Annotated in this window: 9 protein-coding genes; all 9 read right to left on the bottom strand. The window is 42.4% G+C overall.

The window, feature by feature from the left end:
• Positions 1-58 precede the first annotated feature (58 nt).
• Positions 59-901 (bottom strand): SMP-30/gluconolactonase/LRE family protein, encoded by an 843-nt coding sequence (locus tag AC57BQ_RS05800; RefSeq protein WP_496405364.1) that lies wholly within the window; start codon positions 899-901, stop codon positions 59-61.
• A 17-nt stretch (positions 902-918) separates the two neighbouring features.
• Positions 919-2,976, bottom strand: coding sequence for a hypothetical protein (locus AC57BQ_RS05795; RefSeq protein ID WP_496405363.1), 2,058 nt, complete (start codon positions 2,974-2,976; stop codon positions 919-921).
• Positions 2,977-2,997: 21 nt separating this feature from the next.
• The gene (locus AC57BQ_RS05790) at positions 2,998-4,605 is read right to left on the bottom strand and encodes a glycoside hydrolase family 28 protein (protein WP_496405362.1); all 1,608 of its coding nucleotides are present in this window, start codon (positions 4,603-4,605) and stop codon (positions 2,998-3,000) included.
• Between the two features lie 2 nt (positions 4,606-4,607).
• Positions 4,608-5,825: a glycoside hydrolase family 88/105 protein gene (locus AC57BQ_RS05785; protein ID WP_496405361.1), complete on the bottom strand. Its 1,218-nt coding sequence runs from the start codon at positions 5,823-5,825 to the stop codon at positions 4,608-4,610.
• Between the two features lie 34 nt (positions 5,826-5,859).
• Positions 5,860-6,297: a c-type cytochrome gene (locus AC57BQ_RS05780; RefSeq protein ID WP_496405360.1), complete on the bottom strand. Its 438-nt coding sequence runs from the start codon at positions 6,295-6,297 to the stop codon at positions 5,860-5,862.
• An 8-nt stretch (positions 6,298-6,305) separates the two neighbouring features.
• Positions 6,306-7,589, bottom strand: a complete 1,284-nt coding sequence (locus AC57BQ_RS05775) for a PQQ-dependent sugar dehydrogenase (protein WP_496405359.1) — start codon at positions 7,587-7,589, stop codon at positions 6,306-6,308.
• A gap of 56 nt (positions 7,590-7,645) precedes the next feature.
• On the bottom strand, positions 7,646-9,355 hold the full coding sequence (locus AC57BQ_RS05770) for a RagB/SusD family nutrient uptake outer membrane protein (protein WP_496405358.1): 1,710 nt from the start codon (positions 9,353-9,355) through the stop codon (positions 7,646-7,648).
• Between the two features lie 11 nt (positions 9,356-9,366).
• Positions 9,367-12,723 (bottom strand): SusC/RagA family TonB-linked outer membrane protein, encoded by a 3,357-nt coding sequence (locus tag AC57BQ_RS05765; RefSeq protein ID WP_496405357.1) that lies wholly within the window; start codon positions 12,721-12,723, stop codon positions 9,367-9,369.
• A 187-nt stretch (positions 12,724-12,910) separates the two neighbouring features.
• The gene (locus AC57BQ_RS05760; protein ID WP_090472020.1) at positions 12,911-13,789 is read right to left on the bottom strand and encodes a FecR family protein; all 879 of its coding nucleotides are present in this window, start codon (positions 13,787-13,789) and stop codon (positions 12,911-12,913) included.
• Positions 13,790-13,814: the final 25 nt, after the last annotated feature.

Here is a 13,814-nt window from a genome sequence, read left to right as displayed (position 1 = left end):
TGCCAAACATGTGAAAATCAGGCAATTTTTAATAGACTGAATTTTAGGAAACCCCATATTATTTGGTAGTTATTAATTTGTAAGCCATCACTTTTTTGCCCCAAAAGGTAGGTACATATAAAATATGTTTTATGGGATCATATGCAAGATCGGCAGTATTTACCTTTTTTTCCTGTATATCCAGCAAAGTTTCAATTTTACCATCGGCACTTACATAAAATATATGGCCTGACCAACAGGTGATCAAAAAATCGCCATTGCCTACAGGTTCAACACCATCGCCCCCACAGCTAAGTGTGGTAATAGGCGTTAAATTACCCTGACTGTCTGATTTTATAAATTTTTGCCCACCCAGGATATAAAGATCATTGCCTACGGCTTTAAGTCCGTTCACCCCGCCTATATTTGTTAAAAAGGTGCTTACTTTTCCTTTTTCAATCCGGTGGATCTTTTTGGTTTTGCTATCAGATACGTAAACTACTCCTTTATCATCAACTGTAATATCATTGAGCGCTTTAGCACTATCGATAGCAATCTTGTTTTTTACCTTACCGGTATTCATATCAATAACTACCACCTCTGACAGGTCGGCCGCATACAGCTCATTGCCAAACCTTCCTAAGCCCTTAGGCGCATTTAAACCCGTAGTAAAATCCAGGTCGATGATCTTACCATCCAAACCAATTTTGGCCACACCGCCTTTTCCATCTACAGCATTCGGATTTCCATCAATCTCGGATACGTATAGAATGCCTTTTTTAAGATCGGGTAAAACCGATTCCGGAACCCTTACCACGGTATCAGTTTCCCATAGTTTTTCCAGCTGATGGGTTTGCGCAAAAGTATCCTGGACTATAGTGGCCATTACAATAGCCACTATATATTTAAAAAATATGTTCATCGCTTTTTACCGGTTAGTTATAGTTGTACGGCCTGTGTGCCGCCATCGTTTATTTTGTATTTTATTGTTTTGTTACCCTCTGTAATCACGATCAGGAGTTTTTGGTTACTTTGTCTTGTTACTTTAAGGTTGAACACACGACCAAATGAATGGATATTATTTAAAGCCATTTCGTTCCATCCCTTTGGCAGCCGCGGCGTACAATTAAAAGCAGTGAAGCCGGTTGGTCGTATACCAAATAATCCCTCGGTATAGATACGGCAATACAGACCACTCTCGGCAGACAGGTGCCTTTGATTTCCTTCGGGATAAGCTTCCACGGGATAAGGTACGTGCTCGCCCAGAAGTCGTCTGCGTGAATAATAACGCAGATAATCCATGGCTTTTTCGGTTTTTCCAGCCTGTAGTACACCACGAAGTGCATATAAGGTGGAGCGATCCCAGAAAGTTTCTTTACCAGCTTGTGTAGCCAAACCATCGGCTGTCCATAATTTAGGGGAGAACAGCGCATTAATAGTTCCTTCGCTACGGTCGAAGATCCCCATGGTAAGTGGCAGGCAGATCCAGGCACGCAGCACATCGTTGGTTTCGTAGTATTTGTAAGTATCAAAACCATCAATGTTTGCGCCGAAGTATTTTTCGATATTGCTTTTGAGTTCGGCGGCTTGTTTCAAATAGCCGTCTATTTCTGTTTTGGATTGATGTAACTGTTTACCCAGGTAAGCCGCAGATATGAGCGCGTCATAATATAAACTATTGGTTGACAAATTGGCCTTACCAGCCGGAAAACGACCCTCCAACTCATCATGGTCTGAATTAACCACACCCTGATCGTTCAGTTTACGATGGCTATATTCCAGGCACCAGGTAATAAGCGGCCATAGTTTTTTAGCAGAATCGGGCTGACCATAAGCCAATGCATAACGAGAAGCGCCATAAGCGATCATAGCCTGGTCGCCGCGATCTCCAGCCCCTTTCCATACCGCGTCGCCCTCGGCAACTATAGAGCTTGGGATAGGCTTATACTCCGGGTTCATATATTTAGCAAACAAACGGTAACAGTTCATGGCCGAAAGGTTGCCAATACTATCACCAGAAAACGCGAAGAAAGGACTAATGTATTCGGCCTGATCATTAGCCCATATGGCCGCGTAATAAGCCAAACCGCCGGGGCCATGCAGATAGCCCACCTTGGTTTTGTAAATACTTTCGGTTCCGCGGATCTTGGCAAATGCAAATGTGGTATTCAGCAAAGTATCTGGCGTTTGTAATTGTAAAGGGTTCAAAATAGTATTTATCCGCTTTTCGCGAGCTATTTCCTCTGCATCTGGATCAATTTTAATTGACTGAGTTGGAAAATCTGTTGCCAGGTAATAAACGGAGAATGTGGTATTGGCACCCGGTTGTACTGTTCTGCTGCCATGATCAACCGTGCCCATGATCACCGTATGCGGCCTTACTTTACTTTTGGCACTGTCGGTTCTTTCCTCGCGCCTCATGTACTCCATGGTTATGTTAACCGGTTTATCAGTTACGTTTGTGAACACAAATTTTTCAATCACCATAGGTTTATCTATAGAAGGAAAAATACTTCGGTCGATTTTTACCAGCGCCGGGTTGCCAGAAGTGGCAGCTATCCGCATAATACCTTTATGACTGATGCTTTTGATATTATAGGTGAGATCACCTGATTTTTTACCACTGGCCAGATCGGTTTTCAGCTGACGGTTGTTGATCAAAAAACGGGGCAACTCGTTGTCCTGAAAAGTATAGTCAATATGAGTTCGGGTACCATCGGGCAGCATCCTGAATGTGGGAAAAACCACTGTACGTGAAATAGACGACCGGCCTGCGCTATCAATGCCATACAGTACCCAAACAGACACTTTTTCGCCCGACATTTCTATGTGATCGGTATGCGGAAGCCGACCGTTGACCGCCCATTTAATACTACCATCAGACTGAATAGCCCAACGATCTACTTGCGCAGGCAAAGCGTTCTGCTGGGCATAAACTAAAGCAGGGAGCAGCAAGCTCAAGAAACCTAAAAGTATTTTGTATGTATTTACCTTCATATTAGGCACATTAATTATTTATTAATCGTGATCCGAAATAGCTGCATTAGCTTTCACATCAGCAGACAGTTCCACTTTTTTTGATATCCCGGATAGTTTGTTTTCCAGAACATATATATCGCGGCTTGCATTGCCTTCCACTCGTACAAATACATTAGCTGAACCGCTTCCGGTATTATTGTTTATACGAGCTCCGGCTACATTCTCCAATCTGATAATAGCTTGCGCACTCGTAGTTTCAGGAATTACCCACGAGTTCAATTCAATGTTTTTACCATCCTCACAAATAAAGGCGGGCCGAAGATCATTATGACTTAAGGTAAAATTTACATTTTTTAGCTTCAGGCCATCAACGTGCCTGGCCCAAATGCCATAAGCCGGTACCAGCGGGCCAAAGGTTTTTACTTCCGGATATTTATCAATTGCCTCAGGTACCACCTGCCGGGCATTTTCATTAGTTCCACCACCTGCCAGGTTGATCTCGATATTCTCAAGGACTAAGTTTTTGATGGGATGATCAGGGATGCCGGTTATTAAAATACCCGACGGTGGCATCAGTTGCGCGTTATCGGCCGCTTTTGCTTTTACGTTTCTGATGGTTACATTTTCCAATGCCCCTATAGGTTGCTGTGTGTCCTGATCTTTACGGAATACACTTAACCTTGCACCCAAACGGATAAGTATAGGCGTTTTTACCTCTACCATAGTAATATCACTGATGTTGATATTATTGATACGTGCCCCATCAACCGATAGCAGCTTGATGCCGCCGTTGGTGGTGTCATAAATATAACATTGAGAGATGGTGATATTTTCAAACGGGGCCATAGATTCTGTGCCGATCTTAATAGCACCCTGACCACTTTTTAGCCGCAAGCCGGATATAACGATATCCTTACAGGCCATTTTGCTCGATGTTGTTTTAAAACACAAAGCGTCATCTCCGCTCACCACGTCGCAATCTTTAATAGTTACGTCCTGACAGCCATCTATATCCATGCCGTCATTATGCGCTACTCCCCTGCTTACGATCTTTACGTTTTTGATATTCACCTGTTTACATTGAAAGTAATGAGATGTCCAGGCGGCAGAATAATTCAATGTAACACCAGTTACCGAAACGTTTTGGCACCGAACCACACGCAATAAGAAGGGACGCCTTCCCCAGCGTTGTGATTCCGGCCGGGTATCGGTTAATATTTGCTGCGCTTTTAACTTTGAGCCTTGTCCGTCAATAATACCTTCGCCTTCAATACTCACATTCTTTTTATCAACTGCTACCACCAAGGCCCAACCTACACTAATGCCCAGACCATCTACAAAGGGATCCAGGTTTTTATAATCATTAACATCAGTACTGCCGAGTAAAACCGCACCTTTTTTTAGTTCCAGGGTGATATTATCATTCAGCGCTATGGTTCCGGTCAGAAATGTCCCCGAAGGGATGATTACTTTACCACCACCACTGTTATAACAGGCATCTATCGCTTTTTGAATAGCATCAGTATTTAATGTGGTACCATTGCTCACGGCTCCATAAGTGGTGATATCCATATCGGTGGCAAACAAGCTTAAACTACCTGCTGCTATAAATACCATAACTAACAGGAACCTGATTGATCTGTACATTCTTATTTTTTCCTTTCTGCTTTAAGCATTTCAATCCCGGCTAATAAAAAAGCACCAATACCATGGGTATCATTCAGTTCAGTTGGGCGGGTATAGTAAAACTTGATATCAGTATCCATATTGGTGCCGATACAAACATCCTGCAGCTGGCCATCGGGCGTAACCTTTGTCAACAAACCTTTCCATCCTTCCTGGGCTATGGCTATATATTTTTCATTGATCCAACCCTGGTTCACTGCACGGGCCACAGCATAAGTATACATGGCTGTAACTGATGTTTCCAAATAAGAGTCTGGTTTATCCAATAACTGGTGCCATAGGCCGGTCTGATCCTGGTAGCGAGCGTAGCCAACTATTTGTCTTAGTAATAATTTGATTATTTCCGAGCGTTTTGGATGATTGGCTGGTAAGTTATTTAACAGTTCAACCGTTGCCATGGCTATCCAGCCATTGCTGCGCCCCCAGTGGCCGACACCATTTGTTTGGTCATCCGAGTAATAATTATGAAAGAACAAACCCGTGTAAGGATCATACAGATATTTGTTAAAATTCTCTACCTGTTTTATCGCGTCATCAAAATATTTACTGTCGCCGGTTTGTTTGCCCATACGCGCCAGAAAAGGTATACTCATAAACATATCATCGGCCCAAAGGGTCATGTTGCGAGGGTTTGGGCGCGAAAGTGTACCATCAGATAAGCGCAATTGTTTGTTTAAGATATAATCTGCCGATCTGCTCAAATAGGCTTTGTAATCTTTCCGGTTGGCCAGTGCATCTACATCAAATAACCCGGCTGACATGGCGCCGCAGGCATCCAGATTATTAATACTGAACACTGCACCATATTCAACCTTTGGTGCTTTAGCTTTGCGAAGAGCCTCGAAATAGCTCAGGTTATCAAAAATAAAGGCGAAGTTGCGCTGCGAATAATCCGAATACTTTTTGTCGCCAAGCACATCTGCCATTTGTACCATGCCAATGGTTAATACGCCATTTACGTACATCCATTTATTGTACTTACTATCAGCTTTAACATCTGGCGATGAAGCCAGACCTTTGGTTGAATCGTATTTTTCTTTGGTGTTGGTGTTGATGAATTTAAAAGAGGTATTTTGAATAACATTATCCGCAACCTTTCGAATTACCTGTTCGGTATTGCTGTTTTGCCCAAATACAGTGGTTGAGCAAAGGATCAGCAAGGGGCATAAAAATCGTTTCATATTTTATTATTTAGCTGGTTAGGTATCTCTTTAATTATATTTTCTTTTTGTTGGTAGCTCTTACCGCCTTTACCTGTGCCGTAGTAATTGGCCCCGCTTTATTGGTAAAGTTTTTCCTGACATAGGTTAACACAGCAGCGATTTCCTGATCTTTCAAAAAATCATGTGATGGCATCACATTGGAGTATGATTCGCCATCGATATCAACACTTTCCGAAAATCCGTTAAGGACTACTTTAATGAGGCGCGTTTTGTCGCCAAGCACATATGATGTTTTGGTCAGAGGCGGATTCATATTTGGCACGCCACCGCCATCAGCCTGATGACAGGTTAAACAGTATTTTTCATAAATGCCTTTACCGCTTACCGCAGATAACCCTGCAACAGGCCGGGATTTAACCTTGGTTTTAACCTGGCCCATTAATGGAACACAACTAAAAATGCAACCGATGATCAGAATATATTTTTTCATTCGGGTCATTATTTTTTAGTGTAAATAATGCGATAAATAGTTCCCTTTGAATCGTCGGTAACATATAAGGAGCCATCGGCACCTTGAGCAAGGCCACATGGACGATGATCTGCACGACCGGCCGCGGTTTTTTCTGGTGAGCCTGAAAAGCCATCGGCGAATACTTCCCAATTGCCATCCGGTTTCCCGTTTTTAAATGGTTGAAAAACCACGAAATATCCTGCCTGCGGCTCAGGTGCGCGGTTCCATGAACCATGGAAAGCTATAAATGCCCCATTCTTATATTTTGCCGGGAATTGATTGCCCGTATAAAAAAGTAAACCATTTGGCGCCATGTGACCGGGATATGCAACAGCAGGATCTATATATTTAGCATCGGCTTCTTTTTTTCCATCACCACCATATTCGGGTGCCTGTATTTTTTTATGTTGGATCTGGTCATAATACATAAAAGGCCAGCCTGCATTGTCCCCTTTTTTTAATGCGTAGAGGCACTCAGCAGGTAATTCTGCAGATTGCTTGGTGGTGAACAATTCAGGCCATGAACTGTTCAAGTTATCACGTCCATGTTGCATTACAAAAAGTTGGTTATCCTGCTGGTTCCAGTCCATACCTACCATATTCCGCAACCCGGTTGCATATCGTACACCATCGCCATAGGTTTGATTTAACTTATCGGTTCTGAACTGCCATACCCCACCCATCGAATCCAAGATCGGGCAACCTGGTATACCTGGTGAATGCAAACCCCTATCTTTTTCCTGGCAGGCATTAAACCAGGCACCTATATTCACATAAATATTGCCATCGTTATCCAACGCGAATGATTTTGTTTCATGCTGACGCCCTGCTTTTAACCCGGTAACAATTTTTTCGGGCTGATCTGGGTTGATCACTTCATTTTTATCGTTCACCTTATACTTAAATACTTCCGTATTTGACGATGCATACAGATATCCATTTTTTAAAGAAACCTCGGTACCTCCGTAAGTGCCAAAGCTCGATTTAAACTCGGCTTTACCATTTGCACTTTCATGCAATACCAAAATAGCTTTGCCTTCTTTGTTGGGCTTTGCGAGCTTTACGTAGATATCTCCCTGCGGTGTAACCACCAGATGGCGTGCTTTGGCACCCGTTTCAGCTACTTTTAAAGCACCAAATCCATCAGGCAGCTTTAAACCAGCATTATCGGCATCGGGTACTACATCGTCTACAGGTTTCAAGGCATACAGCGTTATGCTTACAGCAAACGCTGTAAGTGTCATCATTAATCTGAACAGTTTACTCTTCATACTATTATCTATTATTCATAGGTTTTATTTACAATTTACATCCTTAAAATCCTGGTTTACCAGCCAGGATTTTGAGGATAAGGTGTACCGGTTATTGTTGCATCAATTTGAGCTTGTGGAATAGGGCGCAATACCTGGAATGGCTTGATATTATTCTTTCCGTCGGTATTATGTAGCTTCACCCGTTCCAAAAGTTTGCCGGTACGCACTAAATCCGTCCAGCGCATCATTTCGCCACATAACTCCCGCGAACGCTCATCCAGGATAAAATTCAGCGTAAGCATATCGGCGGTAACATCCATTACTGATGGGTTAGCTGATGGATAAGCAGCCCTTTCACGTACTGCGTTTACATATTGTACTGCATCAGCCGCCCGGCCATCCAACACCAAAGCCTCTGCTGCGATCAAATAGGTTTCTGCCAAACGATATATAATGATAGGCCTGCTTGATGGCGAGTTTTGATCTGGCCGTTTAGTATCAAAATACTTGAACATGGCCGGAGATAACGCGATGCTATATTTGCTTGGCGGGATAACCTGATAACGGTATTTGGCAATCTGGGCAGCTGTCATTTCGTAGCCTGGCATCCATATAGCGGTATCCCCCACAGTAAACTTAGGCGCACCTGGCTGGGCTCCGGCCGGGGCACCAGCCGGCAACGGGTTTGGCCAGTTAGGGACCGACGCAGCATTATTGCATAACCAGGTTGTCTGAAACGTTTTGTTATAGCGTTTATCATTTACCCTTTCTTTAAATATCGTGTCGGTAAGCCAATGGGTAGGTACTACGCGTATATAAGGGCGGCCGTAAAGTGTGCTGCGCTGCATACCCGGCTGTACTTCATATTTTGGAGCAAATAAGTGGCACAGTAAATTATCAGGACCACTATTGTTTTGGGTAGGCGACCCATTATACGCCAATGTGGGGGTATGCTGTACCGTCCACAATACCTCGCTGTTTGCCTCATTACCTTCGGCATATACACTTGCAAAATCCTGTTGCAATTTTAAGCCGCCTGCAGGAGCAACATTATTGATCAGGTCAAGCGCTATAGTGTAGGCACTTTTATAATCGTCGGCCTGTTTGGCCGATGACCCTGCTCTTGCCAGATACACTTTTGCCAATGCGTGCATAGCCGCGGCTTTTGTAGCTTTACCCGGAAGTACGCCACTGGTTAACGGGCTGGCCGGAAGAACTGCAATGGCATCTTTAAGATCCTGGATAATAAAAGCATACACATCAGCCATTGGCGCCTTTGTGGCGGAGGTTGTTGGTGTGCCCTGAAATGTTTTATTTAAGGTTACATCGCCCCAGGATTGTACTAATATAAAATAATAGTTGGCCCGCAGAAATTTTGCCTCGCCAATCATGCTTGCTGTAGTAGCCGCATCAAGGCCTGACGGTGCATTACCAATTAGCCCGTTACAGGTATTAATATAGGTATAACAATTTTTCCATATGCCGGCAACAATACCATCGGATGTATTAAAATTACTGTTGTATTTTACCAGACCGTTGTTGCCATCGTTACCTGCAATAAACTCATCGGTGCCGGGTACAACCATTTCAAAATAACTGTCTGGACCGAAAATAGTCCTAAAACCGGCATAGGCAGCGGTAAGACCAGCCTGAAAGCCCTGTGTTGTGGTAAAAAAGGCAGGAGTAAGTGTTGATTTAGGGTCTTCTACCAGTGTTTTTTTACAAGCTGTAGTTAAAAGACCTAAAAACAAACAGGCGTATAAATATATAGATATCCTTTTCATCTTATTTTAATTTAAAGTGTCATGTTAATACCGAATGTAAATGACTTGGTTGGCGGCGTATCAACGTTTAAGGATCCTGCAGTTTCGGGGTCAAGACCGTGAAACTCGTTCCGGTACGGCGAAAAAAGTATGAATGGGTTTTGCGCCGTTGCATATATTCTTAATGATCTGGCCTTAATACGCTTAGTTATCGCATCGGGCATATAATACCCTAAAGTAAGGCTCCGAACCTTTAAGAAAGTGCCGTCAAAATAACTCAGCAAGGATGAATATGGGGTATTTGTTGACGCGGAATTTGGTTTAGGATAATAATTTTGATGATTGGTTGGTGTCCAGTAATCTTCGTTGATATTATTGTAATTACCCTGGAAGGTATTGATAAAACTTCCGCTCTGGAATAATTTGGAGGTTATTAAGCCGCCAACCCGGTAAACACCGACTATGGTAAAATCAAATCCTTTATAAGCAATACGGTTGGTAAAACCACCGGTATATTTGGGTTGATCCGATCCGAGTATAATTCTGTCGCTGGCATTGATCTTTCCATCCTTGTTCACATCCTCAACCCTGATAGTACCGATAACAGAGCCCGTGCCTGTGGTGGTTAAACCCAGGCTTTTAGCCAAAGCAGTGTCGGCTTTGGTATTTTGCCAGATACCGATCTTTTTATAATCAAATATGGCATTGATAGGTTGTCCTACAAACAAACCATTGGTAATATCCTGGGTGACACCGCTTGCGAGTTTGGTAACTTTACCACGGTTAAAGGTGATATTAAAATTGGTTGTCCAACTAAAGCTGTTTCGGCCATTTCCTGCTATATTAATGGTGCTTAAGCTCACCTCGATACCTTTATTTTGCGTTTGCCCTACATTGGTTAAAATGCTGTTGGGAATACCCGAAGTTGGCGGTAAGGATAATGGTAATAGCAATGACCGGGTAGATTGGCGATATGCATCAACCGCACCGGTGATCCGTCCATCGAAGAAGCCAAAATCAAGCCCCAGGTTTAAAGTAGAAGTATATTCCCATGTAAGGTTTGGATTAGGCACACTGGTTGGGTAGGCACCCGTTAAATTGGTGGAGCCAAAATTGTAGTTTACTGATGATAATGCTCCTAATGTTTGATAAGGGTTAATAGCCGTATTACCTACGGTACCATAACTTGCCCTCAATTTAAGATTTGTTAACACCTTTGAATCTTTCAGGATAGGCTCCTGGGTGATATTCCATGCTGCAGCTGCCGAAGGGAAAACGTGATATTTGTTACCTGGTGCCAGGCGTGACGACCCATCTGAACGCATGGTTAAGGTAAGCAGGTATTTATTGGCATAACCATAATTTACCCTCGCCATATAGGATATGATATCCCATTTAGAGTATGATCCGGATCCATTTAAATTTGATCCATATTGCGGGTTAAAATATTGAATACCATCTGATAAAATATTGTTATAGCTAAATGAGTTTGATTGCGACTGGCTTTCCTGTAAGCTGTACAGGCCTGTAAAATTCACATGGTGTTTCTGCGCAAACGTTCTGTCGTATGTTAAAACATTTTCAAGGGTATAGTTATAACTGTAAGTACTTTGGTTATTTGCGGTTGACGCTCCACCCAGGTTATTGGTAGTGGCGCTGGCATAATAATTCCCGTATATATCAGGTCGTACTTCGGCGCCACCGTTAAAGCGGTATTTTAAGCCCGGAGCTAAATTTACCTCGGCATAAGCGGTGGTAAAAGTTCCGAACCTTTTACGGGTTTCGACCACAGCACCAGGCACAAAATTGGCTAATGGATTCCAAACCTGATTGGCACTCCCTGCTGTAAAACCTACCAGTTTCCCTGTAGCATCATCATAAGGTGTTGAAAGCGGGCTTGCCCGGAGCGCCTGACCAAGCGGGTTAGCATTTTCGCCGTTGGTATAGCTCAAAGTATTTAGGCTACTTAAACCAATTTTAACGTTTTTACCCAGTTGCTGATCAACGCTTAGTTTAAGTGAGTAACGTACAAATGACTGACCGAAATAGATACCAGTTTCGTTATAATATCCGCCAGATATAGCATATTGTGTCAAGTCATTCCCACCCGAAACACCTAACTGATGATCAGTTACGAAACCAGTTTTGTAGATCAGTTTTTGCCAATCGGTACTGCGACCACTTTTGATTGACGCCACTTCCTGAGGAGCAAAGGAACCGTCTGTTAAAAAGGCCGGATCATCAATCCCTGTATATTTACCAGGGTTTCCGTTGATGAGGCCCCACTTTTTCAAATCTTCAAATTGAGACCCATTCATAATGTTATAGTTCCCTAACGGTTTATTAAAACCTGCATAACCACTATAACTGATAGATGTGCCACCTTTTTTTCCGCGACGGGTTGAAACCAATAGAACACCATTGGCACCTCTTGAACCGTAAATGGCCGTTGATGAAGCGTCTTTTAATACCTCTAAAGAAACGATGTCATCCGGATTGATATCATTAAGGCTTCCGTTAAAAGGAAGACCATCAACCACAATTAGAGGTGAATTCGAAGCGTTAATTGACCGGGTACCCCGTATCAGAATAGACGGTGTTGCACCCGGGTGACTGTTACCACCACTTTTCTGAATATCGACACCGGCTGCCTGTCCCTGCAATGCCTGGCCTATATTGGAGGCCGGGATATCACGAAGCGCCTGCTCATTCACAGAAACGATTGAACCAGTTACATCTGATTTTTTCTGAACACCATAACCAACAACAATTACATCATTGAGTGATTTCAGATCAGACACCATCAGTACATTAATAACCGTTTGATTATTAACAGGGATCCGTTGTTTTTTATACCCTATTGAGGAGAATGTCAGCACTGCATCAGATGCCGTTTTAAGGGTATAGCTACCGTTTGCATTTGTAATAACACCTTTAGCGGTACCTTCTATCCCTACAGAAACACCTGGCAGTGGACCATTGGAATCAGATACTTTTCCGGTAACTGTAATTTCGTCTGCAGATACATTATTTATATCCTGAGTCACAGGTTTATCTATCTGCAAGCTGACTTTTGATGATTCAGATCTGTCATAGATGATGATACCGGAGTTTATTTCCCTAAAAGATAAATGAGTTTTCGCGAACAGGTAATTTAAAACCTTACCTAGGGGTTCATGCTGAAATTTATGTGGGGTTACGCTATAACCTTTTAGATCAGCCGGGTTATAAGAAAATTTAACGTTGGATTGTTTTTCGAGCTTATCCAGGGAGCTTTGTAATGACTCATTACCAAACGAAATTTTAACGGGATAATCAGCTATCTGATCTGCCGTACCATTCGCATGTAAAAGCTGGCTAAATGCCAATGAGCCAATAATAACGATCATTGATACCTTCTTAAAAAAAGTAAATAATTTAGTATGTTTTTTTATCATCTTTACGAGGTTTTTTGGTAAAAAAAACTATCAATGAATTATTGGATTAGCTTGGAACCTGCCAATAACTCATTATTTCAACTCTGGCCGATATTACCGGCATTTAGCAGGTGGTATCGGCCTTATTAGGTTTATTGATTCACATTTTTTTCAGATAAACCCCCTTTCCTTTTATATCATAATCCAAATGATGAATGGTTTTAATGATATCAAGCACATATTGTAAAGTGTTATCTCTTGAAAAATGAATGGTGGTTGTCAGGTGGTTTATCCTGTCATGATCATAATTGATTTGAACATTATAAATGTTCTCTAACCGCATTACCAGCTCATCAAACGGAATGCTATACAGATTGATCTCATTTGATTTCCAGGCCGCTACTTTCTCTGCATCTACTACCCTAACCTGATGCGTGCCTGCTTTTTGATCATAAATAACTTCTTTGCCGAGTGTAATTACCCCAAAACTTGATGACTTGTTACCCACTTCAACCCGCCCCCGGGTAACTGATAATCGAACGTCACTGATATTTTTATAAAACTTTACATTAAAAGCAGTACCCAATACCCGGGCGTGCAAATGGCCATAATGAACTGTGAATGGTGATTGATCATCATGTTTTACATCAAAATAAGCTTCACCATCAAGCAGTTCGATCTCCCTGGTTTTACCAAAATGCTCAGGAAATTTCAGAACCGAACCTGAGTTTAGCCAAACTGTTGAGCCGTCAGGAAGTTGTATATTTTTAATATTGCCCTTGGGCGTAGATACCACTACCCAACTAGCTTCATCATTAGCGGATAATTTCTTATACAAAAGCCCTGAGCAGCACATCAATAATAAAGAAGCTGCCATGGTATATTTAGCTGTTGTAGTTTTGATAAAATGCCACCGTCCAAAAATCTCCTTATGGATATTATGTAGCATTTCTTTTTCTACAGCACGCATCGCCCCCTCATCCCGAAGATGTTCCTCCCCAACCCTATCGTCGGGATCAGGCTTCCGCCATAGCATCATGATGATCTGTTTTTAAGTTTATATA

It is taken from the genome of Mucilaginibacter sp. BGA-UO-ETr-C110 (genome assembly GCF_059567985.1).
Note: the sequence above shows the minus strand (reverse complement) of the source record. Positions and strands in the feature narration are given on the sequence as shown.